The organism is Propioniciclava sp. MC1683 (assembly GCF_014164675.1).
Classification (GTDB): Bacteria; Actinomycetota; Actinomycetes; order Propionibacteriales; family Propionibacteriaceae; genus Propioniciclava.
The window spans coordinates 20,870-47,446 of the sequence record NZ_JACJFX010000024.1; the positions used below are offsets into that span (position 1 = coordinate 20,870).

Sequence of the window (26,577 nt, forward strand, 5' to 3'; positions counted from 1 at the left end):
GGGTGAGACCTCCAGGGGGTGGACGAAGCTCGTCCAACGTAACAGGCGAGGCCGACATGGCGGCCCCCATCCACAGGGGAGCACTCCCCGTGCGTAGGCTGGGCCCACCGCGTGAGAGGAGCACCATGGAGCGCAGCACGTACGTCCTGGTCGATGGCGAGAACATCGACGCCACCCTCGGGACGTCGATCCTCAGCCGGCGGCCGCACCCGACCGAGCGCCCCCGCTGGGAGCGGCTGCTCAAGCACCTCGAGCGCGCCTGGGAGCAGCCCGTCAAGGGCCTGTTCTTCCTCGCCGCCCACGGCGAGCTGCCCATGGGGTTCGTTCAGGCCCTGCTCGCGATCGGCTACCGGCCGATCCCGCTGTCGGGTGGCCCCGACGAGAAGGTCGTCGACATCGCCATCTCGCGCACGCTCGAGGCCCTCAAGGACCGGGACGCCGACGTCGTGCTCGCCAGCCACGACCGCGACTTCGTCGAGACCCTCACCCCGCTCGTGGACGGGCGCCGGGTCGGCATCGTCGGCTTCGAGGAGTTCCTGTCGGGCAGCCTGCGCGAGCTGTTCGAGCGCGGCGTGGAGTTCTTCGACCTCGAGTACCACGTCGAGGCGTTCAACGAGCGGCTGCCCCGCCTGCGGATCATCCCCATCGACCAGTTCGACCCGAACGAGTTCCTGTAGGCCGGGGGGCGGCCGGCCTCAGCGCGCGGCGTCCGGCGGGAAGACCACGGGGCCGCGAATGCCGGCCGCGTGCAGCGTCTGGATGCCCCGCTCGAGCAGCTCGCGCTGCACGCCCCAGTGCTGGTTCGGTGCCGTCTTGGCGAAGATGCGGATGGTGGTCGTCCCTGCGCGCACCTCGTTGACGCCGGCCACGTCGGGCTCCTCGAGCAGGACGCCCGCGAACCTCTCGTCGGCGTACATGTCCTTGACCATCGCGCGCAGCACCTCGATGGCGCGCGCCGGGTCCTCGGTGGAGGCGATGGGCACGTCGGCCAGACCCGTCGACCAGCCCTGCGACTGGTTGCCGATGCGCAGGATCTCGCCGTTGCGGACGTACCAGATCTGGCCCCCGGCGTCCCGGAGGCGGGTGACGCGTAGGCCGACCTCCTCGACCGTGCCGACGACCTCGCCGGTGTCGATGAGGTCGCCGACGCCGAACTGGTCCTCGAAGATCATCAACATGCCGGAGATGTAGTCCTTGATGAGGGACTGCGCGCCGAAGGCGAGCGCGATGCCACCGATGCCGGACGCCGCCAGCACCGGCTCGAGCGGGATCGCGAGGACGCGCATCACCGTGAGCAGCACCAGCAGGACGACGATGATGTCGACCGCGTTGGTGAGCACCGACCCCATCGTCTTGACGCGGGCGAGGTGGCGCTCGTCGGCCGATCCGGTGATGCGGCCCAGCAGCCGGTCCGCGCGCGAGGTCGAGCTGCGGTGGCGGTCGCCGGCCGCGATGGACGCCGACACGCTCAGCCGGATCGCCCGGCGCAGCACGATGCGCAGGACGAGCGCGACGAGGAGGACGACGCCGATCGAGATCGCCGACTCCGGCCAGGTGAACACGACGAGCGGGGTCATGCGCCCATTCTGTCAGCGCTCGTGCCCCGTCCCGACCACGCGACGGCGACGGCCGGGCACCCGGTGTGGGTGCCCGGCCGTCGCGCGGGGGTGTGTGGTGCGTGGGCGCCGATCAGCCGCCACCGGCCGAGAAGATGTTCTGCGAGATCTTGTCGAGCTGCATCTGCAGCTCCTCGAGCTCGGTCTTGGCCTTGTCGAGGGCGGCCTTCGTCTCGGGCCAGGTGGAGGTGCGGAACTGCTGGGCCAGCGGACCGTCCCAGTTGTTCGGGTCGGACAGGGTGCGGCCGTGGTTGTCGAGCTGGGTGATCTGCTCGCTGAAGCCACCGTTGATGGTGGAGATCAGGCCGCGGATGGCCGCCTTGGCCTGCTCGGTGGAAAGAACGCGTGACATGTGTGTCTCCTTGGTTGCTCTTCGGTCGGGTTACCCACGTCCTGGAAGCTGTCGGGGTGGGTCGACGTGTTCCACGCTAACAGGGGGCCGGGGGCCATTCCCAGCTGTCCACAGGGTTTGGGGAGTGCTCCCCACCCCCGACGGGGAGCGCCGGGGGAGCAGGGTCGCGATGAGGAACGGGAAGGCCAGCAGGCCCGCCCACACGAAGCCGCCCCACAGCAGCGAGACGCCGAGGACCAGCGCGTGGTCCCACGCGAACCAGTCGGCGATCGTGAGGTCACGGGTGCTCGGCAGCACGATGGCCGCCCACACCAGCACGACCGCGGACAGGTAGAGCCCGAGCAGGGCGCGACCCAGGCGGCCGGGGTGGCTGAGCACGGCGGCGGCCAGCAGCGTGTAGCCGGCGCCGACCGCGAGGTGGGGCAGGGACGTGCCCAGCGCCGCGAAGCCGGCGAGCCACAGGGCGCCGCAGGCGAGCACGAGGATGCCCAGCCCGCGGGAGCCCACGACGGCGTGTGTCACGGTGCCTCCTCGTCCTCACGGTGACCTGCGACGAGGCTAGTGGCCGGTCGGGGCCCCGCGCTCGCCATTGGGATCACCCAGCCACTTCGGGCGGCTTCGCGGCCCCCGCACGCCCGGCGCGGGCGACCAGGGTCGGGGTTCCGCCCGTGAGACCCAGCTCCTCGAGGGTGATCCGGGCGAACACGATCTCGTCGTAGTCGCCGGCCTCCCAGGCCAGGCCCAGCGCACCGTCGGCCAGCGGCACGCACACCGAGTAGGCCGAGGCGCCGGCGTCCACCAGCAGCGGGGCCGACCAGGTGCGGCCGAGGTCGGTCGAGGTGCGCACCGACAGCCGGGTGCGCACGTCGGGGTCGTCGCACGTGGACGCCACCACCACCGGCCCGTCGGAACTCGGCAGCAGCGCGAGGCCGCCGTTGCAGGCCGGGTCGACCAGCGCGGCGTCGGGGACCGGCGCGGAGAACGTCTCCCCGCCGTCGGTCGAGCGCGTGCTCCGGCGCCGCGGGGTGGCCCGGGCGTGCAGCAGCACGCTGCCGTCGGGTAGCCCGAGCACCTTGTTCTCGTCGCAGTCGGGGCCGACGCGTTCGCCGAGCGCCCAGCTGTCCCCGTGGTCGTCGGAGTGGGCCGTGGCCGCGAAGTGCTCCCCGGCGGCGGTGCGCAGGACGAACGGCTGCAGCAGCCGGCGTCCGACCACCGAGCCGTTGCCCGAGGAGGCGAACATGCCGGTGACGTCGCGGGGCTTCAGTCGGGTCATGGCGCAGTGCGCCCAGGTCAGCCCGTCGTCGTCGGAGGTCGAGACCCAGAGCTCGAGGCCCTCGCCGTCGGGCCCCTCCTCGGCGGAGAAGAACGACCGGCCGGTCGAGCCGACGTACCAGCAGAAGATGCGCCCGGTGGCGGGGTCGACCAGCAGCGACGCGTCCCCGTAGCCGTGCCCTGGGGAGTGCCGGCGCAGCGCGCGGGGCTCGCTCCAGGTCCGGCCGTGGTCGTCGGAGTGGCGCAGCGCGATGTCGAAGTCACCCGGCAGGTCGCGCCAGTCGGCGCGCACGTCCCACGCCGCGAGCACCCGCCCGGACGCCGTGACGGCCAGGGCGGGGATGCGGTGGCAGGGCGCGTCGAAGGCCGAGCCCGGGAACGGGTCGCCCGCGCGCGCCAGGGTGATGAGGTCCATGACCTCAGCCTCGCACGGCCTCGGCGAACCAGCGGGTGATCGACGTCGGGTGGGTGATGGCGGTGCCGACGACGACGGCCCACGCGCCGCGGCGCACGGCCTCGGCGGCCTGCGCGGTGGTGTGCACGCGGCCCTCGACCAGCACCGGGGTGCCCGAGGCGGCCGCCAGGGCGACCATGCCGTCGACGACCTCCCAGTCCGGGCCGTCGGTCGTGTCGCGCTCGCCGGTGTAGCCGGCCAGCGTGGTGCCCAGGATGTCGGCGCCGGCCGCCAGCGCGGCCTCGGCGTCGTCGACCGAGCCGCAGTCGGCCATGACCAGCACCTCGGGGTACTCCGCGCGCAGGCCGACGATGGTCTCGGCCAGCGTGAGCCCGTCGGGCCGCGGGCGGCGGGTGCCGTCCAGCGCCACGACCTCGCAGCCCGTGGCGGCGACCTCGAGGCAGTCGGCCAGCGTCGGGGTGATGTACACGCCGGTGTCGCCGACCTTGACCAGGCCGATGATCGGGACGTCGACGACCGGGCGCATCGCGCGCAGGTCGTCCAGGCCCTTGCCGCGGACGCCGACGGCGCCGCCGGCCACGACCGCCTGCGCGACCTGGGCCATGGTGTTCGGGTCCAGCATCGGCTCCCCCGGGTAGGCCTGGCAGGACACCACCAGGCCGCCGCGGAGGGCGTCCAGCACCTTGTTCATCAACGCTCCTCACTCGTGGTCGGGACGCCGGCGAGCCGGAACACGTCCCGGGCCGCGCCCAGCAGCGCGGCGTTGTTGCGGTGCCGGGCGCGGACGACGGGCACCTCGGCGAGCGCGTCGGGCAGCCCGGCGCGCAGTTCTTCCTCCATCTCCGACCACCAGACCGACGAGGGCCTGGGGACGCCGCCGCCCAGCACGACCACCGCGGGGTCGAGCACGAGCACCAGCCAGCTGAGCACGCGGCCCACCCGGCGCCCGAGCAGCCGTACGACGCGGTCGGCGAGCGGGTCGCCGTCGGCGGCCAGCTTCACGACGTCCTGGCCACGGGCCGCGGAACCGTTGCCGCCGAGGGCCAGGTAGGCGTTCAGGATGGCCGGCCCGGCGGCCTCGTCCTCGAACGAGTGCGGGCCCTGGCCCGGCAGGACCACGAGGCCGTCGTCGGGGGTGAAGCGCAGGCGGCCGACCTCGCCGGCCATCGCGTGCGCGCCCCGCAGCACCTGCCCGTCGAGGCAGAACGCGGCGCCGATCCCGGTGCCGACGGCCAGCATCAGCATGGACGCCGCCCCGGCTCCGGCGCCGCGCCACGACTCGCCCACGGCGTGGGCGTCCACGTCGTTCTGGACGTGGATCGGCAGCGTCCTCGCCCACGGCAGCCGCTCCCGCAGTCCCGCCACGACGTCGGTGCCCAGCCACGCGGTGAAGGTGTCGGAGGAGGACACGACGGTGCCGGTGGTGGTGTCGACGCCTCCGGCCGTGCCGATCCCGATGCCGGCCAGGCGTTCGGGGTCGAGGCCGGCCAGCTGTCCGGCGACGGCCTCGGCGAGGGCGTCCAGCACCGCACCGGCGCCCGCGTGGGCGGGCGTGGGCACCTTGGAGGTGGGCGTGACCAGCTCGCCGGTGGCGTCGACGGTCGCGGCGGCGATCTTGGTGCCACCGACGTCCAGGGCGATGGCGAGGGGGGTCGCAGGGGTCATCGCAGCAGGCCGGCCTCGCGCACGATCGCCTCGACGTCGGCGACCTCCTCGGCCGACAGGGCCTCGATCGGGGCGGGCATGGTGCCGGACGCGATCACGCCGAGCGCCGCGCAGGCGGCCTTGAAGGCGCCGATGCCCCCGGCGTCGCCGGAGCGGCCCTGAGGGACGAAGGCGATCTCGAAGAGGCGGTTGATGCGGTCCTGCTCGGCGCGGGCGGCCTCCCAGTCGCCGCGCTCGGCGGCCTCGAACAGGCGCACGTAGCCGGCGGGGTCGACGTTGGCCAGGCCCGGCACGCAGCCGTCGGCGCCCAGCAGGAACATGCCGTCGCACATGACCTCGTGGCCGGTCGAGACCGACAGCGGGGAGCCGGCCGCACGGTTGGCGTCCACGAGGCGGCGGAAGGCGACGTCGTCGCCGGAGGAGTCCTTGACACCCGCGATGACGCCCTCGCGCCCGAGTTGCACGAGCATGTCGCGGCCGAGCTTGGCCGGGCCACGCACGGGCACGTCGTAGGCGATGACGGGGATGTCGAGTCCGGCGGCGACGAGCCGGAAGTGGTCGGCGATCTCGGCGGAGTTGTTCAGCGCGTACAGCGGCGCGGTGACGACGACGGCGCTGGCGCCCAGGGCCTGGGCGCGGCGGGCGTGGTCGAGGACGCGGCGGGCGGTGAGGTCGGGCGTCCCGACCATGACGGGCACGCGGCCGGCGGCCGTGGCGATGACGCGCTCGACCACGGTGTCCCGCTCGGCGTCGGTCAGGTAGGCCACCTGACCCGAGCTGCCGAGCACGAACAGGCCGTGGACGCCGCCGCCGATGAGGTGCTCGACGAGGGAGTCGAGGCTGGCCAGGTCGAGCGACCCGTCGGCGTGGAAGGGGGTCAGGACGGGCGGGACGACGCCGCGGAGGATGGACATGGTTTTCCTCACAGAAGGGACGGGACGGCACCCAGGAGGGTGCGCGTGTAGGCGTGCTGGGGGTTGTTGAAGAGCTGCTCGGCGGGGCCGGTCTCCACGACCTGTCCGGCGAACATCACCGCCATGCGGTCGGAGACGTAGCGGACCGTGGAGATGTCGTGGCTGATGAAGACCATGCCGAGGCCGAGCTCGTCCTTCAGGTCGGTCAGCAGGTTGAGCACCTGGGCGCGGACCGACACGTCGAGGGCCGAGGTCGGCTCGTCGGCGACGATGATGTCCGGCTCGAGGGCCAGGGCGCGGGCGATGGCGACGCGTTGGCGCTGGCCACCCGAGATCTGGCGGGGCAGGACGTCGAGCGCCGACAGCGGCAGGCCGACCAGCCCGAGCAGGCGCTTGACGCGCTCCTCGCGCTCGTCCTCGGTGCCGATGCCGTGCACCTTGAGCGGGTCGATCAGCTGCTCGCGGACGAGCATGCGCGGGTTGAGCGCGGTGGCCGGGTCCTGGAACACGACCGACACCGCGCGGCCCAGCTCGCGCCGGGACGCCGCGTCGTAGCCGAGCGGTCGCCCGCGGAAGAGCACCTGGCCCTGCGTGGGCCGCTGCAGGCCCACCAGGACGCGGGCCAGGGTCGACTTGCCACAGCCCGACTCGCCGACGATGCCGACGGTCTCGCCGCGGGAGACCTGGAAGTCGACGTCGTTGACGGCGTGCACGGTGCCGGGCTTGAACAGCCCGCCGGTGCGCGTCCTGTGGATGACGTGGACGCCCTTGAGTTGCAGCGTCGGCGCCCCGGCGACCGGCGTGTGCGAGCGGACGTCGGCTTCGGATGCCGGGGCGGTCGACGGGCCGTCGGCCGGCACGGACAGCGCGGCGTGGCCCGGGGGCAGCCCGGTGCCGGACAGCGGTGCGGAGTCGGTCATCGCTGGGCCTCCTCGGTGTAGGCGGAGTCGGGGTGGGCCGCGTAGCGGTGCCCGGTTTCGGAGACGGCGACCATCTCGGGCCGGACGTCGAGGCCGACGGTCGGGTGCGACGAGCGCGGGGCGAACCGGTCGCCCTGGACGAACTCGCGCGGGCTGGGCACGACGCCGGGCACCTGGTGCAGGCGGCCGGAGCCGGACTCGATCGACAGCACCGCGCCCAGCAGGCCGCGGGTGTACTCGTGGCGCGGGTCGGTGAGCAGCTCGAGGGTCGGGCCGGTCTCGACGACCTGGCCGGCGTACATGACGGTGATCCGGTGCGCGACGCTCGCGACGAGCGCGAGGTCGTGGGACACGAACACCATCGCGAAGCCCAGCTTGGTGCGCAGCTCGTTGAGCAGGTCGACGACCTGCTTCTGCACGGTCACGTCGAGGGCCGTGGTCGGCTCGTCGGCGATGACCAGCTTCGGGTTGCGGGTCAGGGCCATGGCGATGAGGACGCGCTGACGCTGGCCGCCCGACAGCTCGTGCGGGTAGCTCTTGAGCGTGCGGTCGGGGTCGAGGCCGACGAGCTCGAGCAGCTCCTGCGCGGTGCGCTGGCCGCCGCGGCTGGTCAGCTGCTTGAACTGGGCGCTGATCAGCATCGACGGGTTGAGGGAGCTCAGGGCGTCCTGGTAGATCATCGCGATCTCGTGGCCGCGCAGGGCGTTGTGCTCCTTGGGGCTGAGCTCGAGCAGGTCGACCCCGTTGAACAGGATCTCGCCGGTCAGCTTCGCGGTCGGGGGCAGCAGGCCCATGATCGCCATCGACGTGATCGACTTGCCGCAGCCGGACTCGCCGACCAGGCCCATCGTCTCGCCGGGGCGAACCTCGAAGGACACGTTGTCGACGATCTCGACGTCTCCGTGGGCGTTGGGGAAGGAGATCGAGAGGTTCCTGACCTCCAGCAGGGGCGCGGCCGCGGCGTCCGCGACGGACAGCACGAGCCGGTCGTTGCGGGCCAGCTCGGCGGCCCTGAGGGAGCCCAGCCGCTGCTGCAGGGTGTCGGCCTGCGCGACGTGCGCGGCGGCGATGCCCGCGGCGGTGCCGGCGCCGCTCATAGACTCCTCGTCGGCCTGGACGTTGACGCGCTTCTTGATCTTCGGCGAGGCCAGCGAGTCGGTCAGGCCCTCGGACAACACGTTCAGGCTCAGTGTGGTGATGAGGATGAGCAGGCCGGGGAAGAAGGTCGTCCACCAGTGGCCCGACAGCAGCAGGATCTTGCCCTCGCTCAGCATGTTCCCCCACGTGGGCGTGTTCACCGAGGTGATGCCGGCGCCGATGAAGGACAGGGAAGCCTCGAACACGATCGCGTCGGCGACCAGCACGGTGGCGAACACGAGGATCGGCGCGATGCAGTTGCGGGCGACGTGCTTGGCGAGGATCCACCACGTGCGCGCACCCATCACCTGGGAGGCGGCGACGTAGTCCTCGCCGAACTGGGCCAGGACGTTGGCGCGGACGACGCGGGTGAGCTGCGGCACGTACAGCAGCGCGATGGCGATGATGACCACGGGCAGGATCGGCAGGCGCGAACTGAGCGCGAGCACCAGGACGGCCGCCAGCGCGATGCCGGGGAAGCTCATGATGATGTCGAGCACGCGCATGAGCACCTCGGAGACCCACTTGCGCGACGTCGCCGCGATCGAGCCGAGGACGGCGGCGACGACGAGCGCCAGGCCGGTGGCGGCGAGGCCGACGACGAGCGAGATGCGGGTGCCGTGGACGGCGCGGGAGAAGATGTCGCGGCCGCCGTCGTCCGTGCCGAACCAGAACATCGAGTTCGGGGGCACCGAGTTGTCGGGGATGACGGTCTTGCCCACGCCGGCGATCTCGACCTCCTGCATGACGACCATGTCGGCCGGCACGAGGCTCGTCGCGTCGGGGGAGTAGGGGGCGACCACGGGGGCGAAGATCGCGACGAGGGCCATCAGGGACAGCACGACGACGGCGATCTTGGAGCCGATGGGCAGGGTCTTGAAGCCCTGGAACCGCAGGCCGGGCTGCTGCAGCTTGGTGCGGGAGTCGGCGGACAGCATCAGATGCTCCTGATCCGGGGGTTGACCAGCACGTACAGCAGGTCGACCACCAGGTTGATGACGATGAACGCGATGGCGACGGTGATCGTCACGCCCTGGACGATGTTCACGTCGTTGCGGGTGATGCCCTGGAAGATGAGCTGGCCCATGCCCTTGATGTTGAAGATCATCTCGATGACCACGGCGCCACCCATCAGGTAGCCGACGCGCAGGCCGAGCACGGTGAGCGGGGTGATCAGCGCGTTGCGCAGGACGTTGCGGGCGATCACGACGGGCTTGGGGATGCCGGCGCCGATGGCGGTGCGGACGTAGTCCTTGTCGAGCTCCTCGACCATGGCGGTGCGGACGACGCGGGTGAGCGAGCCGGCGACCGGGATGGCCAGGGAGATGGCGGGCAGCGCGATCTGGTTGACGTAGCCGGCCGGGTCCTGGCTGAACGGGATCCAGTCGTTGACCAGCGCCGGGAAGGTGCCGGTGCCGCCGGGGACGGTGGAGAACGCCTGGATCAGCAGCAACGCCAACCAGAAGGACGGGGTGGCGAGGCCGGCGATCGACAGGACGCGGATCACCTGGTCGGGCCACTGGTCGCGGTAGAGGGCGGCGACGACGCCGAGCACCAGCGCGAACACGACGGCGATGATCAGGCCGATGAACGTCAGCTGCAGCGTGATCGGGAAGCTCTCGGCGACCATCTGCGTGATCGGGACGCCGGTGAACGACTGGCCGAGGTCGCCCTGCACCAGCATGGCGAGGTAGCGGCCGAGGCGGACGAGCACGGGATCGTCGAGGCCGTTGGCGACGCGGTAGGCCTCCAGCGCCTCGAGCGAGGCGGACTCGCCCAGAGCCAGGCGGGCCGGGTCGGCCGTGGACAGCGACATCACGAAGAAGACCAGCAACGTCACGCCCAGGACCATGATCGGCATCGCCAGCAGGCGGCGTCCGAGCAGGCGGAACAGGTTGGACACGGTGGATCGCTCCTAGCGAAGGGGGGACTCATCGAGGGCGACGGCGGCAACGCCAACGGGTCGCCGTCGACCCGGATGAATCACACCTGGGGCGGTGTGGGGTGGGGGTGAGGTGGGGTGTGAGGGGGCGCCGCGCGGGCGGCGCCCCCTCAGCGGATCACTTGGTGGAGCCGACGCCGACGAACGACAGGCCGGTGACCGCGATCGGCTTGAAGTCGATCAGGGTCTCCGGGTCGAACGCGGTGGGGGACTTGCGGTGGAAGATCGGGTAGAGCGGCACGTTCTCCGCCACCACGTCGAAGATCTCGTGCCACGCGGCCTTCTGGGCGTCACCCGTGGCGGCCGCGGCCGTCTCGAGCAGCTCCTGCACCTTGGTGTAGGACTCCTGGCCCTTCCAGTGCATCCGGGAGTCGGTCCAGGTGTCGCCGGCGTACCACCAGCGGAGCAGCAGGTCGGCGTCGTCCCCGAAGACCGAGGGGTCGCCGGGGGCGATGACGATGTCGAACGACTCGGGCTTGCCGTCGATGGTGCCGTAGACGTCGGAGGAGGCCTTCTCCTCGTAGTTCACGGTCAGGCCGACGGCCTCCAGGGACTCCTTGATCATCGGGCGCACGGCGGCGAACCAGCCGTGGTTCGACGCGAGGAGGCGGACCTCCTTGAGGCCGGTCTCGGCCAGCAGCGCCTTCGCCTGGTCGGCCTTGCCGACCCACTGGGACGCGGCCTCCTTGTAGGCGGGGTGCTCCTTGTGCACGAAGGACGTCGACGGGGTCGCGAGGTCGGACATGCCGACCTTGCAGATCTTGTCGTAGTCCAGCGCGGCCATGACGGCCTGGCGGTTCTTGACCTCGGCCATCGGGCCCGTGCCGCAGTTGAACATCGCGAACAGCAGACCGAAGCCCTGCTCGGCGGCGACCGACTTGGTGGACGCCAGCGTGGCCAGGTTCGCGGCCGGGACGGAGTCGATGGCCTGGACGGAGTCCGAGGTCAGCGCGTTGGTGCGGGTGGAGTCGTCGGGGATGACCTGCCACTCCATGGTCTTCACCCGCGCCGGGTACTGGCCCGTGTAGGTGTCGAACTTCTCGAAGACCAGCTTCTGGGAGGCCGCACCGTTGTCGGTCATCTTGTACGGGCCCGAGCCGATCGGGTTGAGGTCGAACGCCTTGGCGTCCGCCTCGACCGCGGCCTTGGGGACGATCTTGACCACCGAGAGGCGCTCGGCGACCAGCGAGAAGGGGTACTTCAGCTTCACGGTGACCGTCGTGTCGTCCTTCTTGGTGACGGAGTCGACGAAGGCGATGAAGGTGGCGTACAGGCTCTTGTTGGCCGGGTCGAGGACGCGGGCGAAGGAGAACTCGACATCGTCGGTGGTGACCGGCGACCCGTCGTGGAACACGGCGCCGTCACGCAGGGTGACCTCGTAGGTCGTGTCGTCGACCTTCGTGGGCAGGCCGGCGCCGAGCGCGGCGTACACCTCGCGGGTCGCCGGGTGGATCTCGGTCAGGCCCTCCATGGTGTGCCAGTTGGCGGCCAGGGTCAGCGCGGACGACGTGGTCATCGGGTCGTAGCCGTTGGTGCCGAGCTGGTAGCTGATGGCGGCGGTGATCTTTTCGCCGGTGCCGGCCGTGCCTGCGGTGGGGGCGGCCGAGCCACCCGTGGTCGGGGCGCTGGTCTGCGCCGGCGTCGTGCCGCAGGCGCTGAGCGTGCCGGTCAGCGTGGCGGCGGCGCCCATCGCGCCGACGAGACGAAGGAATCCGCGGCGAGTCGTGCCGGGCAGGTTCTCCATTGAAGTGCTCCTAGATGTCGGACGTCGGATGTCTGACGTTGTGTCATTATAGGCAGGTCCAACGTCGAGGGAGCAAGCAATGAAGCCCGATCGTTACCGTGACGGGAGGAACGTCACGGTGCAGGGGATCAAGGACCTGATCCTGGCCAGGGGCCTGAAGCCCGGCGATCCGATGCCGACCGAGGCCGTCCTCGTCGAGGAACTCGGCGTCTCGCGCTCCAGCATCCGCGAGGCCGTCCGCACCCTGGTGGCACTCGACATCCTCGAGGTGCGCCACGGCACCGGCACCTTCGTGGGCAAGCTGTCGCTGCGGCCGCTGGTGGAGGGGATGGTGTTCCGCGGCGTCCTGATGCCCGGCGACGAGAACGCCATTCTGCGCGAGATCGTGGAGGTGCGGACGGGGCTCGACATGAGCCTCGCGCCCCAGATCGTCGAGCGGCTCTCCCATGGCGACGCGGACGACCTGCGCGCGTGCGTCGAGCAGATGAAGGAGCGCGCGGCCCGCAACGAGCCGTTCCCCGAGGAGGACCGGATCTTCCACCTCCAGCTCGCCCAGCGCCTGGGCAACGCCCTCTACGGCCAGCTCGTCGCCGCCTTCTGGGACATCCACATGACCGTCGGCCCCTCGCTCGGCGCCGCCCCGCAGCGCGAGCTGAACGCCACCGCGCTGGCGCACGAGCGCATGCTCGATGCCGCCCTCGCCGGCGATCTGGCCGAGTACCAGGACGCCGTGCACGCCCATTACGAACCCATCCTGCGCATGCTCACCTCGTGGGCGTCCTGACCCGGTAAGGATTCACTCCATGGAAATCATCATCTGCCCCGACGGCGACGAGGTCGCCCGTGTCGCCGCCGAGACCGTCGCCCAGGTGTGCTGGCGCGTCGGCCCCGACGTCGTTCTCGGCGTGGCCACCGGGTCCTCCCCGCTCGCCCTGTACCGCGACCTCGCGGCGCTGGTGTCCGCGGGCAAGGTCGACCTGTCGGGCGCCTCGGCGTTCGCCCTCGATGAGTACGTCGGGCTCCCCGAGGGGCACCCCGAGTCGTACGCCGAGGTGATCCGCCGCACCGTGACCGAGCCGCTGGGCCTCGACCCCGCCCGGGTGCGCGTGCCGGACGGCCGCGCCGACGACATCGAGGAGGCCTGCGAGCGGTACGAGCTGGCCATCCGGGACGCCGGGGGCGTGGACATCCAGATCCTCGGCATCGGCGCCAACGGCCACATCGGCTTCAACGAGCCGTCGTCGTCGCTGTCCTCCCGCACGCGGATCAAGACCCTCACGCCGAAGACCCGCGCGGACAACGCCCGCTTCTTCGACTCCCTCGACCGGGTGCCGGTGCACTGCCTCACCCAGGGTCTGGGCACGATCCTGGACGCCGACGAGGTGGTCCTCGTCGCGCAGGGCGCGAGCAAGGCGGACGCCGTTGCCGCCATGGTCGAGGGCCCCGTTTCGGCCAGCTGCCCCGGTTCGATCCTGCAGACCCACCAGTACGCGACGATCGTCGTCGACGAGGCCGCGGCCTCCAAGCTCGCCAACCACGAGTACTACCGCTGGGCCTACGCCAACAAGCCCGCCTGGCAGGGCTTCGGACAGGACTGATCGCCGTGCTCCTCCTCCGCGCCGACCGCGTCTTCACCGGGTCGGAGATGCTCGCCCCCGGTGAGCTCCTGCTCGACGGCGACCGCGTGGTCGACGTGGGGGAGGCCCCCACCCCCTCCGCCGACAGCCCCGGTGTTGTCCGCCGACAGCCCCGGCCTTCTGCGTCGACAGCCCCGATCGAGGTCGTCGACCTCGGCGACGTCACGCTCGCGCCCGGCCTCGTCGACGTGCACAGCCACGGCGGCGGCGGCTTCGCGTTCGGCGAGGACCCGGACGCCGTGCTCGCCACCCACCGCGTCCACGGCACCACGACGATGGTCGCGTCGACCGTCACCCAGTCGCTGGACGAACTGGAGCGCCAGATCCGCCTGCTCGCCGAGCGCGTCCGCGACGGGTCGCTGGCCGGCATCCACCTCGAGGGACCGTGGCTGGCCGAGAAGTACAAGGGCGCCCACCCGGTCGACAAGCTGCGCGACCCGCTGGTCGACGAGGTCCGCCGGCTGCTGGACGCCGGCGGCGGCGCCGTGAAGATGGTCACCATCGCCGTCGAGAAGCCCGGTGCCCTGGAGTCCGTCAGGCTCATGGCCGACCGCGGCGTCGTCGCGGCCCTGGGGCACTCGGACTGCACCTACGACCAGGCGGTCGCCGCGATCGAGGCCGGCGTGACCGGCGCCACCCACCTGTTCAACGCCATGCCGGGCCTGCACCACCGCGAGCCCGGCCCGATCCTCGCCCTGCTCGACGACCAGCGCGTCTGGTGCGAGCTGATCGTCGACGGCGTCCACCTGCGTCCCGAGTTGGCGGCGTGGGTCATGTCGGTCTCCGACCGCGTCGTCCTCGTGACGGACGCCATGGCCGCGGCCGGCTGCCACGACGGGGACTACCTGCTCGGCGACCTCCCCGTGGTCGTCGACTCCGGCGTCGCGCGGATCGCCGGCACCGACACCATCGCCGGCTCCACCCTCGTGCTCTCGCGCGGGGTGCAGGTCGCCATCGAGGCGGGCGTGACCCCCGAGGTGGCCCTCCGGGCCGCCACGCTCAACCCCGCCCGCTACCTCGACCTGGACGCCGTGGGCGAGTTCGCCCCCGGTGCCCTCGCCGACGCGGTGGTGTTCGGCCCCGACTGGTCGGTCGAGAAGGTGCTCCACCGGGGGGTGTGGGTCTAGCCCCAGCTGCATTTCCGGGTGGCAAATCCCCAAGAATTCTTGGGGATTTGCCACCCGGAAATGTGCGTGGCTCCGCGGGACGGGTCATGCCCAGCGGATGCCGCTCGGTGCGCAACTCGCGTGACACAATCTGCGGACGCCTATGCCTACGTCGGGTCGGGGTTCAGGGAAGGAGTGGCCGGTGGACGCGCCGGAGATCACGAGCCGTCTGGCTGCCAGAGCGGCCGAGGCCGGATTTGTTCAGTCTTCCGAAGAAGTGGTGGGTCGTCTGCTGCGCCTGCTCGTTGCACTGAAGCCCGGTGGTCGCTATGTCGAGCTGGGCACCGGGATGGGGACGGGTCTCGTCTGGCTGCTGAGTGCCCTCGGCGCCGACGGGGAGATCGTGACGGTCGAGTTCGAGGCCGACCTCCAGGCGGTGGCCCGCGCCGAACTGGGTGCCGACGACCGCGTCACCTGGGTGCTGGGGGACGGGTCGGCGTGGCTGCGGGCCGCGGTGAAGGACCAGGAAGGCACCTTCGACGGGGTGTTTGCCGACACCTGGCCGGGTAAGTACCACGACCGTGACCTGGCCATGCGTCTGGTGAAGCCCGGCGGGTGGTACCTCGTCGACGACCTCTACCCGCAACCGGGCTGGCCGGACGGGCACCAGGTGAGCGTCGACCAGCTCGTCGCCGACCTGACCTCGCTGGAGTCGTGGATCACTGAGTTCTTCGACATCGGGTCCGGGGTGATGGTGTGCGTCAACAGCGGCAACGACCGGTGACCTGACGATTCGATGGACCCGAACTGACGATTCGCTGGACCCGAACTGACGATTCGCTGGACGCATCTCCGGGTGGCAGAACCCCAAGAATTCTTGGGGTTCTGCCACCCGGAGATGCATCACGGGGTCAGACGCGCACCCCCGGCACCACCGGCGTGATGCTCAGTGCGCGTGGCCCGACGGGCTCGGCCTTGATCTTGCCCGCGTTCTTGTGGGCCGTCGCGACCATCAGCTTGATGCGGTTGAGCTGGTTGACCTCGGACGCCCCGGGGTCGTAGTCGATCGACACCACGTTCGCCTCGGGGTAGAACCGCCGCAGCTCGCGGAAGACGCCCTTGCCGACCACGTGGTTCGGCAGGCACGCGAACGGCTGCGCGACGATGATGTTCGGGCAGCCCTCCTCGATCAGCTGCATCATCTCGGACACGAGCAGCCAACCCTCGCCCGCCGTGGTGCCCAGCGAGATGATCGACTCGGCCCGCTGCGCGAGCTCGGCGATCGGATGGGGGACCGAAAACTCAAGCCCTCGACGCTCAAAACCCAAGCCCTCGGCGCGCGAGGTGTCGTTGGCCCGCCGCAGGGCGCGCACGGCTGGGCGCTGGTACTGCTCGATCAGCCACACCAGCCCCTGCTGCAGCCTCACCGACCGCCGCGACCCGATGCCGAGGTTGTCCAGGCGCCACTGCGCGGAGGTCATGTTCATCAGGAAGAACTCCAGCAACCCGGGCAGGGCCGCCTCGCACCCCTCGGACTCGATCACGCGCACGGCGTCGTTGTTGGCGTCCGGCTGGAACTTCACCAGGATCTCGCCGACCAGCCCCACCCGCGGGCGGCGGGGCTCGTCCCGCAGCGGGAGTGAAGCGAACTCCGCCACGATCCCGTCGATCAGCGAGCCGTACCCGACCCGGCGTCCGAGGGTCGCCGACCAGCCGGATTCGAAGTACTCCGTCGCGATGGCGTCCCAGCGCCGGTACAGCGCGTCGGCCGATCCGGGCTCGGCCTCGTACGGACGCGTGCGCAGCAGCACCGTCTGCAGCACATCGCCGACGACGATCGCCTGCATCGCGCGGTGCACCAGCCCGGGCGTCAGCTTGAAGCCCGACGACTCCTCGAGCCCCTGGGCCGAGATGGCGAGCACGGGCACCTGGCCGAACCCGGCGTCCTTGAGCCCCTTGCGCAGCATGCCCGCGTAGTTCGTCGCGCGGCACATGCCGCCCGTCTGCGTGATCGCGACCGAGGAGGTCTCGGGGTCGGCCCCGCCCGCGATGAACGCGTTGATCAACTGTCCCACCACCATGATCGCCGGGTAGCAGACGTCGTTGTTGACGTAGCGCAGGCCCACCTCGACGTCGTCGGCCGACGCGTGCTCAAGCAGCTTCACGTCGTAGCCGACCCGCCGCATCACCGGCACCAGCAGCCGGAAGTGGATGGGCGCCATCTGCGGCGCGTACAGCGTGTGCGTCCTCCGCGCGGCCTTGTCGAACACCGGGAACCGGTCGCCGACGAGGTCGGGGTCGTAGGTGACGATGGACGCCGAGCGGCGCCGCTCGGCCGTCGCCGCCGCGAGCGAGCGCAGCCGGATCCGCGCGGCGCCCAGGTTCGACACCTCGTCGATCTTCAGCACCGTGTAGACGTCGTCGGCCGCCTCGAGGATCTCCTGCACCTGGTCGGTGGTGACGGCGTCCAGCCCGCAGCCGAACGAGTTGAGCTGCACCAGCTGCAGCGCGGGCTCCGATCGCACCGCGCCGGCCGCCTCGTACAACCGCGAGTGGTACGACCACTGGTCCATGACGCGCAGCGGCCGCTCCAGCCGCCGGTCGACCAGGTCGGGGTTGAGCGCGATCGCGTCCTCGCTCAGCACCACCATGCCCAGCTGGGTGATCATCTCGGGGATGCCGTGGTTCACCTCCGGGTCCACGTGGTACGGCCGCCCCGCGAGCACGATGCCCTTGGTGCCGTGGTCGGCCATGTACTCCAGCGCCCGGACGCCCTCGGCCGCGACGTCCGCCTTGAACCGGGCGTCCTCCTCGAACCCCAGGCGCACGGCCTCGCGGGCCTCCTCGTCGGTGACCCCGCACCAGGCGAAGACCTCCACCAGCCGCTCGGCGAGCTTGCCGGGGTCGGCCAGGTTCACGAACGGGTCGAGGTAGCGCACGCCCGGCTCGCGCAGCCGGTCGGCGTTCTTCTCCAGCACCTGCGGGTAGAACGCGACGACCGGGCAGTTGAAGTGGTTGTCGGACGCCTTGGCCTTCTGCTCGTAGCTCACGCACGGGTAGAAGATCGTCCGCACGTCGCGATCGAGCAGCCACTCGATGTGGCCGTGCGCGAGCTTGGCGGGGTAGCAGACGTTCTCCGACGGGATCGACTCCATGCCCGCCTCGAAGAGGTCGTGGTTCGACCGGCCCGACAGCATGACCTTGAACCCCAGCGAGGTCAGGATCGTGAACCACAGCGGGTAGTTCTCGTACATGTTCAGCACGCGCGGGATCCCGATCGCGCCCCGGTGCGCCTTGGCGTCGGTCAGCCGCCGGTACCCGAACGTGCGCTTGTACTTGTAGTCGTAGAGGTTCGGCAGGTCCGACCGCTGCGGGTTGCGCTCCTCGGACGCCCCGCGCTCGCACCGGTTGCCCGACACGTGCCGCGTCCCGTCGCCGAACGTCGAGATCGTCAGCCCGCAGTGGTTCTGGCACAGCTTGCAGGTGCGCGTGGAGGTGTCGACGGTGAACGAGTCGAGCTCGTCGAGCTCCAGCAGCTCGGACGCCGTGCCCGGCACCCAGTTGCGGCGCGCGGTGAGCGCCGCCCCGTAGGCGCCCATCAGCCCGGCGATGTCGGGCCGGACGACCTCGCGCCCGGTCAGCAGCTCGAACGCGCGCAGCACCGCGTCGTTGAGGAACGTGCCGCCCTGCACGACGACCTTCTCGCCGAGGTCCTCGGGCGACTTGAGCTTGATCACCTTGTAGAGCGCGTTGCGCACCACCGAGTACGACAGCCCCGCCGAGATCGCCCCGACGTCGGCGCCCTCCTTCTGGGCCTGCTTCACCGAGGAGTTCATGAACACCGTGCAGCGCGAGCCCAGGTCGACGGGCTGGTCGGCCTGCAGGGCCGCCCGCGCGAACGTGCGCACGTCGGTGCCCATCGTCTCGGCGAACGTCTGCAGGAAGCTGCCGCACCCCGACGAACAGGCCTCGTTGACCGCGATCGAGTCGACGGCCCCGTTGCGGATGCGCAGGTACTTCATGTCCTGCCCGCCGATGTCGATGACGCTCGTCACGCCCGGCGAGACGTGCTCGGCGGCGCGGTAGTGGGCCATGGTCTCGATCTCGCCGTCGTCCACGCGCAGAGCCGCCCGGATCAGTCCCTCGCCGTACCCGGTCACGCAGGCGCGGGCGATGAACGCGTCGGCGGGCAGGGCCTCGCGCACCCGCCGCACGATGTCGACCGCGGCGGTCACGGGGTCGCCGGCGTTGGAGGCGTAGTGGGTGAAGACGATCCGGTCGTCCTCGGTCAGCACGACGCACTTGATCGTGGTCGAGCCCGCGTCGATGCCCAGGAACACCGGCCCGGACGCCGAGGTCAGGTCGGCCTGCCGCACGAACGCGCGCGCGTGGCGGCCCTCGAACGCGGCCCGCTCGTGGTCGTCGGCGAACAGCGCGCGCATCGGCTTGCTGGCCATGGACGCCGTGCCGGCCGCGGCGTCCAGCGCGTCGATGAGCTGGGTGGTGAAGACCTCACGCCCGGACGCCAGCAGCGCGGCCCCCAGCGCGACGTAGAGCTGGGCGTCGGCGGGGGTGGTGAACGACTCGACCTGGGCGGAGAGCGCTCGCTCGTAGGCGGCGCGCAGCTGGGGCAGGAAGTGCAGCGGTCCGCCGAGGAAGACGAGGTGGCCGCGGATCGGGCGCCCGCAGGCCAGCCCGGCGATCGTCTGGGTGGCCACCGCCTGGAACACCGACGCGGCGATGTCGGGGTGCGCGGCGCCCTGGTTGAGCAGGGGCTGCACGTCGGTCTTGGCGAACACGCCGCAGCGCGACGCGATGGGGTAGAGGGTCCGGTACTGGGCGGCGAGGGCGTTCAGGCCCGCGGCGTCCGTGTGCAGGAGGGTGGCCATCTGGTCGATGAACGCGCCGGTGCCGCCCGCGCAGGTGCCGTTCATGCGCTGCTCGGGGGTGGGCTTGAGGTAGGTGATCTTGGCATCCTCGCCGCCGAGCTCGATGACGACGTCGGCCTCGGGGTGGAACCGCTCGATGGCCTCGGTGGCGGCGATGACCTCCTGGACGAAGCCGACGCCCATCAGCTCGGCGACCTGCAGGCCGCCCGACCCGGTCACCGCCGCGGTCAGCACGGCGTTGGGGAGGGCCCGGTCGATGTCGGCCAGCAGGTTGCGCACCTCGCGGCGCACATCGGCGTGGTGGCGGCGGTAGTCGGAGAAGACCGTGTCCGTGCCGTGGATCACCACCGCCTTGACGGTGGTGGAACCGATGTCGAGACCGAGGGTGTAGGGGCCCATTCACTTCTCCAACCAGAATGATCGTTCTGCTACGACGTAGCGTAGTCGATCGGATGGTGAATGATGGACCCATGGCCACCAAGCGCGAGGACATCGTCGACGCCGCCGCCCAGCTCATCAAGCAGCAGGGTGTGCACGCCGCGTCGATCTCGGGGATCATCGCCGCGTCCCACGCGTCGGCCGGCTCGATCTACCACCACTTCGCGAACAAGAACGAGATCGTGCTCGAGGTGGCCCGCACCCGGCTGGCCGAGCCGCTGCGCGCGGCCGTGTTCGCCCCGGTCGAGGGGCCGCTGGCCCCCGCGCAGATCTTCGGCCTGATCGTGGGCGCCGTGCGCGCGGGCGCGGTGGAGCCGCCGATGATCGTGCAGCTGTGGGCGGGCTCCTACGTCGACCCCGAGCTGCGCACGATCCTGCACACCCAGTTCGAGGACGCCCGCGTGGCCATGTACGGCCACATCGAGCGGTGGTTGGTCGGCCAAGGTGTGGCCGACGCCGCCGGCCGCGTGGACGCCATCGCCCGCGTCACCCTCGGCCAGGCCATGGGCTTCCTGGCCCAGAGCACCCTCGACCCCGGCTTCGACCAGGACGCCTACGTGGTCGAGGCCACCCGCGTGCTCGACGCCGTGGCCCGCGCCTGAGTCAGGCCTGGCACCGCGGGCAGAAGAACAGCGTGCGCGCCCGGGGAGCGGTGCCGATCGTGCCGGCCTTCACCGGGGTCCCGCAGCGCCGGCAGGGCTGGCGCAGCCGTCGATAGACCGCGTACCCGCGCCGCGGGTCGACCTGCCCCCGGATCGAGGCGTTGAGCAGGCGGTGGGCCCGGTCGGCCAGCGCCACCAGCTCGGCCGCGGGCACAGCCGAGGCCGGACGCCACGGGTCCAGCCCCTGCGCGAACAGCGACTCGGCGGTCCAGATCGTGCCCAGCCCGGCGAGGTTGCCCTGGTCGAGCAGGGCCGCGCCGAGGGCGTCCGGGCTGGCGGCGAGGCGCCGGGCGGCCTCGCGGGCGTCCCAGTCGGGGCCGAGCAGGTCGGGGCCGAGGTGGCCGACCAGCCGCGCCTCGTCGCGGGTGCGGGCCAGGTCGAGCATGCCCAGGGCGGTGCCGACCGCCGTCCACTGCGCGGTGGCCACGACCGCGCGCACGAGGTGGCCGCCGAACGGCTGGGGCGGGTCCGTCGTGGCCGAGACGCGCCACGTGCCGTCCATGCGCAGGTGGCTGTGCAGGGTGAGGCCGTTGTCGAGTCGGTGCAGCAGGTGCTTGCCGCGCGGCACGACCTCGAGCGTGGTGGCGCCGACCAGGTCGGCGGTGGCCAGCGACGGCCAGCGCAGGTCGGAGCGGACGAGGCGCTCCCCGGCGAGCGCGCCGTTCAGCCGCCGCGCCACGCGCCAGACCGCGTCACCCTCAGGCATGCGAAAACTCAAGCCCTCGGCGCAGGAAACCCAAGCCCTGGGCGCTCAACACCCAAGCCTTGGGCGACCAGGCGGGGCACAACCTCCTCGATCGGGTCGCGCAGGATCGCGTCGGCGAGGTAGTCGTACGGGGTCTCCTGGGCGTTGACGATGACCACCTTCGCCGAGTGGCCGAACGCGTAGGGCACCAGCCCGGCGACGGGGTGCACGGTCAGCGACGTGCCGATGGCGAGCACGAGGTCGGCGGTCTCGGCGAGCTTCACCGACGCGTCGAGCACGGCGGGGTCGAGCATCTCCTCGAACAGGATCACGGTGGCCCGGGTGATGCCGTCGCACGCGGGGCAGCGCGGGTCGTCGTCGCCGGCGTTGATCCGCTCGACCATGTCCGACAGCGGCCCGGTCTCGCCGCAGTCCTCGCAGCGCCACTGGCGCGCGTTGCCGTGGATCTCGTGCACGATCGCCGGGTCCGAGCCCGCGACCAGGTGCAGCCCGTCGGTGTTCTGGGTGACGATGCCGGCCAGACGTCCGGCGCGCTCGAGGTCGACCAGCGCGCGGTGGGCGGGGTTCGGCTGCGCGGTCAACGCGGGCGACGTCGCCCGGATGCGCCACGCCTTGCGGCGGATGTCCTCGTCGCCGAGGTAGTACGACAGCACCGAGACCTTCTCGGCGTCGGGGTCCTGCGTCCAGCGGCCCTGCGGGCCTCGGAAGTCGGGGATCCCCGAGGCCGTGGACAGCCCCGCCCCCGTGAGCGCGAGGATGCGGTGCGAGCGGGCGATCAGCTCCGTGGCGCGCGTGACGTCGTCCATGCCGCCAGTCTCCCACCCCGGACGACCTGCGACCCCAGCGAGGTCCCGACCGCCAGCGCGACGCCGACCATCAGGGCGGTGAGCAGCATGCCGGGGGCGGCGACGTGGCCGCCGTCCTCGACGTCCTGCAGCAGTCCGTAGAGGCCGCGGTAGAGGGTGAGGCCGGGCAGCAGCGGGATGATCCCGGCCGTGATCAGGGCCACCACGGGCATCCGCCAGCGCGCGTGGCCGAGCTGGGCCACCGCCCCCACGGCGATCGCGGCCATCGCGGTGGCGGGGATGCGCTCGTCGAACAGCGCGAGCGCGCCCGCGTGCACGAGCCAGGCCAGCGCCCCCAGGCCGAAGAACGGCAGCAGCCCGCGCGGGCGGACGTGCGCGCCGACCCCGATCGCCAGCGCCATCAGCCCGGCGGCCAGCAGGCCCAGCCAGAGCGGGACGCCGACCCGCCCGCCCACGTCGGTCAGGTACAGCGGCACCCCGGCCACGATCCCCACCCACAGGGCGGACATGATGCCGACCACGATCCCGCCGGTGGCGACCACGACCTCGAGCAGGCCCGCGGCCGCGGTGACGTGGAACCCGTCCAGCGCGTCGCGCGACGAGGCGACCAGCGACAGCCCGGTCAGCAGCGAGACGATCCCGGACGCCACCACGAGCGACGGCGAGACCCCCTGCAGCAGCGGCACCCCGTCGTTGCCCACCATCAGCCCCAGCGCCGCGAGGGTGGCGATCGCGGACCCGCCGGCCTGGGTGAAGAACAACGACCACCCGAGGCGTCCGAACACGACGACCGCGCCAGCGACCAGGGCCGTGACGACGAACCCGGCCACCACCTCGCGCCAGCCGCCCCCGAGCGAGGTCACCACCGCCGCGCCCAGCACCGCCATCGCGATCGACTGGACCCACGGCCGGTAGGCGTGCGACGCGTGCGCGATCGCGGCCAGCCGCTCTCGGGCCGGGTCGACGTCGAGGTGGCCCGCGACGATGTCGTCGACCAGCTGCTCGAGCAGGGCGAGGCGCTGGTAGTCCTGCGTGCGCACCTGGACGATGCGCACCGACGTCACCGGGTCCTCGAAGTCGGTGCCCGCCTGCGAGACCGTGACCGACGTCGAGGTGATGTCGATGTTGGCCGTGACCCCGAGCGCGTCGGCGACCCGGACGCCGTAGCCGGTCACGTCGGAGGCCGGTGACCCGGTCGCCAGGCCCATCTCGCAGATGCGCAGGACGAGGTCGACGACCCGGCGGGCGTGGATCGCCTCCACCGCCCGGTCGCGGTCGCCGATGTGGCTGAAGTGGCGGGGCATCTGCGGGTCCCGGACCGCGTGCACGACCCCGCGCCACAGGCGGGTGGTGTTCGGACGCCGCGGGTCCGGCTGGGTGCCCGACCCGGTACGCGGTTCTGTCACCCGTCGTTCGGCCCGTTCACGTGCTGCTCGACGAGTTCCCCAACGTTGCGTTCGAGCTCGCGCCGGATGAGGACCTCCTCGGTCCGGACCCGTCGGCGATGTTCCTGGTGCAGGGCCCGCAGGGTCGCCGCGCAGGTCATCACCATGATGATCGAGAACGGTGCGGCGACGAGGATCGACATCGTCTGCAGCGCCGACAGTCCCCCGGTGAGGTTGCCGGCCTGGGCCCCGGCCCAGAGCAGCACGGCGGCGATGGCACCCTCCATGACCGCCCAGAACAGGCGGGCCCCCAGCGGCGGGTTCGGGTCGCCCCCCGTCGAGAGCATGCCGACCACGAAGGACGCCGAGTCCGACGACGTGACGAAGAACACCACGATCAGGATGAGGAACAGCCCGGCCATGACCGACCCACCGGGGATGCCCTCGAGCATCTGGAACAGCGCGGTGGTCGTGCTGACCGAGCCGTCCTCGGCGACGAGGGCACCGTCGCCGTAGACCTGCTGCCACAGGGCGGTTCCGCCCATGATGGCGAACCACAGGAAGGTCAGCAGCGTCGGCACGAGCATGACGCCGAGGATGAACTCGCGCACGCTGCGGCCGCGGGAGATGCGGGCGATGAACACGCCGACGAAGGGGGACCAGCTCATCCACCAGCCCCAGTAGTAGGTCGTCCAGCCGCCCAGCCAGGTCTCACCGGAGGCGCCTTGGTAGGGCATGGTGCGGAACGAGAGCCGGATGAAGTTGGCCACGTAGTCGCCGATCGACTGCACGAACTCGCGCAGCACGAACAGGGGCTCGCCGAGCAGCAGCACCAGCAGCATGAGCACCCCGGCGAGCACGAGGTTGCCGTTGGAGAGCCACTTGATGCCCTTGTCGACGCCGGTGGCGACCGAGACGGTGGCCAGGGCGGTGATGACGACCACGATCACGACGAGCAGCACGATCGACTCCTCGGCGATGCCCAGGTAGGCCAGGCCGGCCGAGAACTGGGTCGCGCCGAAGCCGAGCGAGGTGGCGACGCCGAACAGCGTGCCGACGACGGCGACGATGTCGATGACGTCGCCGATCCAGCCCTCGACGCGCTTGCCGAGCAGGGGCTCGAGCATCCAGCGCATGGAGATGGGGCGTCCCTTGCGGTGGGCGGCGAAGGCGACGGCCAGGCCCACGACGATGTAGATGGCCCAGGCGTGCAGGCCCCAGTGCAGGAACGTCGTGGTCATCGCCGCCTGGGCGATGGTCGCGTCGCTGGCGACAGACGAGGTGCCCGGCGGCGGGGAGGCGAAGTGGTTCAGCGGCTCGGCCACGCCCCAGAAGACCAGGCCGATGCCCATGCCGGCCGCGAACAGCATCGCGAACCAGGAGAACACCGAGTACTGCGGCTTCTCGCCGTCCTTGCCCAGAGTGATGTCGCCGTACTGGGAGAAGGCGGCGTACAGCGCGAACGCGACGAAGCCGACGACGATGAGTACGTAGTACCAGCCGAGGCCGTTGACGACGCCGGTGTTGGCGTCCCCGAGGACCTTCGCGAGCTGGCCGGGGACCAGGACCGCCATGAGCACGAAGGCCCCGACGATGATCGCGGCGGGCCAGAAGACCCGTCTGTTGAGGCGCCCCGGGGGCGCGGAGGGTCGGGTCTTCGCTGGGCTCGTCACGGGTGGTTTCCTTCGGTGTCGGAGGCTGTACGGACGTGTCTGCCGACCACCCCACCACGCTGACAACGCGTGTCGCAAACCGCGCGCCCGGGTCGCGGTCAGGCCGGCGGTACCTGCCCGAGGTCGACGGCCATCCCGTGCAGGCGCTCGACCCGCTACTCGATGGCGGGTGCGACGCGAACAACTCCGGCGGACCGATCTGGCAGCCGATCATCTTCTTCGGGCTGGCCATCGTGCTCGCGTGGCGCTGGCGCGACTGGACGCCCCTGGTCCTGGTCGCGCTCGCCGAGGGCGGGGCGCTCCTCATCGCCCAGGTGGGCAAGGGCGTGATCGGTCGCGCCCGGCCCCCCGAGGCGGACGCCGTGCCGCCGTTCGAGACGTCACCGAGCTTCCCGTCGGGGCACACCATCGAGGCGTTCGTGATCGCCACGATGCTCACGTACCTGCTGGTCCGGCACCTGTGGGACCGCTCGGCCGCCGTGAAGGTCCTCATCGGCGTCGTCGCCTTCGTCTACGCGTGCGCGATGGGCTTCTCGCGGGTCTTCCTCGGTTACCACTGGCTCACCGACGTGTTCGCGGCCGCGATGCTCGGCGTCGCGTGGGCGGGGGTCGTGATCGCCATGCACCGGGTGTGGCGCATGGTACGCAAGCGCCGCGAGCGCGGCCCGGTCGAGGAGGAGACCGTCACCAGGACTGAGTTGTCCTGAGTTGCCAACGGGAATGGACAGGACCGCCCCTGCGTTGAGATACTTTAAACATCAACTAATCAGGAGTGGTCATGCAGATCGGCATCTTCTCGGTGAGCGACATCACCACCGACCCGACGACGGGTCACACCCCCAGCGAGCACGAGCGCATCAAGGCGTCCGTCGCGATCGCCAAGAAGGCCGAAGATGTCGGCCTCGACTTCTACGCCATCGGTGAGCACCACAACGAGCCGTTCTTCAGCAGCTCGCCCACGACGACGCTGGGCTACATCGCCGCGCAGACCGACACGCTCCTGCTGTCGACCGCGACCACGCTGATCACGACCAACGACCCGGTCAAGATCGCCGAGGACTTCGCGATGCTCCAGCACCTCGCCGACGGCCGCGTCGACATCATGCTCGGCCGCGGCAACACCGGCCCGGTCTACCCCTGGTTCGGCAAGGACATCCGCGCCGGAGTCGCCCTGGCCGTCGAGAACTACGCGCTGCTGCGTCGGCTGTGGACCGAGGACGTCGTCGACTGGCAGGGCAAGTACCGCACGCCGCTGCAGGGCTTCACCTCGACCCCGCGCCCGCTCGACGGCGTCGCGC

Annotated in this window: 24 protein-coding genes; 8 read left to right on the forward strand and 16 right to left on the reverse strand. The window is 71.4% G+C overall.

Annotation, left to right across the window (positions count from 1 at the left end; translation table 11 throughout):
* Positions 1–125: 125 nt before the first annotated feature.
* Positions 126–677: an NYN domain-containing protein gene (locus tag H5397_RS12925; RefSeq protein WP_131169336.1), complete on the forward strand. Its 552-nt coding sequence runs from the start codon at positions 126–128 to the stop codon at positions 675–677.
* Positions 678–695: 18 nt separating this feature from the next.
* On the opposite strand, the gene H5397_RS12930 is transcribed toward H5397_RS12925, so the two are convergent.
* From H5397_RS12930 to H5397_RS12980, 11 genes are all read right to left on the reverse strand, one after another.
* A complete protein-coding gene (locus H5397_RS12930; protein WP_182817922.1) occupies positions 696–1,577 on the reverse strand; it encodes a mechanosensitive ion channel family protein in 882 nt (293 codons plus the stop codon).
* Between the two features lie 112 nt (positions 1,578–1,689).
* Complete coding sequence (locus H5397_RS12935; RefSeq protein ID WP_182817923.1) at positions 1,690–1,968, reverse strand: pyrophosphorylase; 279 nt, start codon at positions 1,966–1,968, stop codon at positions 1,690–1,692.
* Between the two features lie 30 nt (positions 1,969–1,998).
* Complete coding sequence (locus H5397_RS12940; protein WP_182817924.1) at positions 1,999–2,490, reverse strand: hypothetical protein; 492 nt, start codon at positions 2,488–2,490, stop codon at positions 1,999–2,001.
* A gap of 73 nt (positions 2,491–2,563) precedes the next feature.
* The gene (locus H5397_RS12945; RefSeq protein ID WP_182817926.1) at positions 2,564–3,655 is read right to left on the reverse strand and encodes an exo-alpha-sialidase; all 1,092 of its coding nucleotides are present in this window, start codon (positions 3,653–3,655) and stop codon (positions 2,564–2,566) included.
* A gap of 4 nt (positions 3,656–3,659) precedes the next feature.
* Positions 3,660–4,346 carry an N-acetylmannosamine-6-phosphate 2-epimerase gene (locus H5397_RS12950; RefSeq protein ID WP_182817927.1) on the reverse strand — a complete coding sequence of 229 codons (687 nt, stop codon included), beginning with the start codon at positions 4,344–4,346 and terminating at the stop codon, positions 3,660–3,662.
* The gene (locus H5397_RS12955) at positions 4,346–5,320 is read right to left on the reverse strand and encodes an ROK family protein (RefSeq protein WP_182817929.1); all 975 of its coding nucleotides are present in this window, start codon (positions 5,318–5,320) and stop codon (positions 4,346–4,348) included. The genes H5397_RS12950 and H5397_RS12955 overlap by 1 nt, the downstream gene beginning before the upstream one ends.
* Complete coding sequence (locus H5397_RS12960; RefSeq protein WP_182817930.1) at positions 5,317–6,234, reverse strand: dihydrodipicolinate synthase family protein; 918 nt, start codon at positions 6,232–6,234, stop codon at positions 5,317–5,319. Before H5397_RS12960 ends, H5397_RS12955 begins: the two co-directional genes overlap by 4 nt.
* 8 nt (positions 6,235–6,242) lie before the next feature.
* Positions 6,243–7,154 (reverse strand): ABC transporter ATP-binding protein, encoded by a 912-nt coding sequence (locus H5397_RS12965; protein WP_182817932.1) that lies wholly within the window; start codon positions 7,152–7,154, stop codon positions 6,243–6,245.
* Entirely contained in the window at positions 7,151–9,229 is a 2,079-nt protein-coding gene (locus tag H5397_RS12970; RefSeq protein ID WP_182817933.1) for a dipeptide/oligopeptide/nickel ABC transporter permease/ATP-binding protein, read from the reverse strand. Before H5397_RS12970 ends, H5397_RS12965 begins: the two co-directional genes overlap by 4 nt.
* Positions 9,229–10,194, reverse strand: coding sequence for an ABC transporter permease (locus tag H5397_RS12975; protein WP_182817935.1), 966 nt, complete (start codon positions 10,192–10,194; stop codon positions 9,229–9,231). The genes H5397_RS12970 and H5397_RS12975 overlap by 1 nt, the downstream gene beginning before the upstream one ends.
* Positions 10,195–10,351: 157 nt before the next feature.
* Complete coding sequence (locus H5397_RS12980; RefSeq protein WP_182817936.1) at positions 10,352–11,977, reverse strand: ABC transporter substrate-binding protein; 1,626 nt, start codon at positions 11,975–11,977, stop codon at positions 10,352–10,354.
* 79 nt (positions 11,978–12,056) lie between these two features.
* Between H5397_RS12980 and H5397_RS12985 the strand changes: the two genes are divergently transcribed.
* The 4 genes from H5397_RS12985 (at position 12,057) to H5397_RS13000 (ending at position 15,504) form a co-directional block, all read left to right on the forward strand.
* Entirely contained in the window at positions 12,057–12,761 is a 705-nt protein-coding gene (locus tag H5397_RS12985; protein ID WP_182817937.1) for a FadR/GntR family transcriptional regulator, read from the forward strand.
* Between the two features lie 19 nt (positions 12,762–12,780).
* On the forward strand, positions 12,781–13,575 hold the full coding sequence (gene nagB, locus H5397_RS12990) for a glucosamine-6-phosphate deaminase (RefSeq protein WP_182817938.1): 795 nt from the start codon (positions 12,781–12,783) through the stop codon (positions 13,573–13,575).
* A 5-nt stretch (positions 13,576–13,580) separates the two neighbouring features.
* A complete protein-coding gene (gene nagA / locus H5397_RS12995; RefSeq protein ID WP_220492267.1) occupies positions 13,581–14,741 on the forward strand; it encodes an N-acetylglucosamine-6-phosphate deacetylase in 1,161 nt (386 codons plus the stop codon).
* A gap of 142 nt (positions 14,742–14,883) precedes the next feature.
* On the forward strand, positions 14,884–15,504 hold the full coding sequence (locus H5397_RS13000; protein ID WP_255438903.1) for an O-methyltransferase: 621 nt from the start codon (positions 14,884–14,886) through the stop codon (positions 15,502–15,504).
* Positions 15,505–15,631: 127 nt separating this feature from the next.
* On the opposite strand, the gene H5397_RS13005 is transcribed toward H5397_RS13000, so the two are convergent.
* The gene (locus H5397_RS13005; protein ID WP_182817940.1) at positions 15,632–20,008 is read right to left on the reverse strand and encodes an acyl-CoA dehydratase activase-related protein; all 4,377 of its coding nucleotides are present in this window, start codon (positions 20,006–20,008) and stop codon (positions 15,632–15,634) included.
* Between the two features lie 71 nt (positions 20,009–20,079).
* Between H5397_RS13005 and H5397_RS13010 the strand changes: the two genes are divergently transcribed.
* Positions 20,080–20,649 carry a TetR/AcrR family transcriptional regulator gene (locus H5397_RS13010; protein ID WP_182817941.1) on the forward strand — a complete coding sequence of 190 codons (570 nt, stop codon included), beginning with the start codon at positions 20,080–20,082 and terminating at the stop codon, positions 20,647–20,649.
* A 1-nt stretch (position 20,650) separates the two neighbouring features.
* Here H5397_RS13010 and H5397_RS13015 read toward each other — a convergent pair whose 3' ends face one another.
* Genes H5397_RS13015 through H5397_RS13030 form a run of 4 tightly spaced genes read right to left on the reverse strand, consistent with a single transcriptional unit; the run spans position 20,651 to position 25,279 of the window.
* Complete coding sequence (locus H5397_RS13015) at positions 20,651–21,415, reverse strand: Fpg/Nei family DNA glycosylase (protein WP_182817942.1); 765 nt, start codon at positions 21,413–21,415, stop codon at positions 20,651–20,653.
* An 8-nt stretch (positions 21,416–21,423) separates the two neighbouring features.
* Positions 21,424–22,221, reverse strand: coding sequence for a Sir2 family NAD-dependent protein deacetylase (locus H5397_RS13020; RefSeq protein ID WP_182817943.1), 798 nt, complete (start codon positions 22,219–22,221; stop codon positions 21,424–21,426).
* Positions 22,191–23,627, reverse strand: coding sequence for a threonine/serine exporter ThrE family protein (locus tag H5397_RS13025; RefSeq protein WP_182817945.1), 1,437 nt, complete (start codon positions 23,625–23,627; stop codon positions 22,191–22,193). Before H5397_RS13025 ends, H5397_RS13020 begins: the two co-directional genes overlap by 31 nt.
* Positions 23,624–25,279 (reverse strand): BCCT family transporter, encoded by a 1,656-nt coding sequence (locus H5397_RS13030; RefSeq protein WP_309224367.1) that lies wholly within the window; start codon positions 25,277–25,279, stop codon positions 23,624–23,626. Before H5397_RS13030 ends, H5397_RS13025 begins: the two co-directional genes overlap by 4 nt.
* Positions 25,280–25,314: 35 nt before the next feature.
* On the opposite strand from H5397_RS13030, the gene H5397_RS18915 reads away from it, so the two are divergent.
* Both H5397_RS18915 and H5397_RS13040 read left to right on the forward strand, forming a co-directional pair.
* Positions 25,315–25,986 (forward strand): phosphatase PAP2 family protein, encoded by a 672-nt coding sequence (locus H5397_RS18915; RefSeq protein ID WP_182817946.1) that lies wholly within the window; start codon positions 25,315–25,317, stop codon positions 25,984–25,986.
* A 71-nt stretch (positions 25,987–26,057) separates the two neighbouring features.
* Positions 26,058–26,577, forward strand: a 520-nt coding sequence (locus tag H5397_RS13040; RefSeq protein ID WP_182817947.1) for an LLM class flavin-dependent oxidoreductase, incomplete at its 3' end; no start/stop codon positions are given.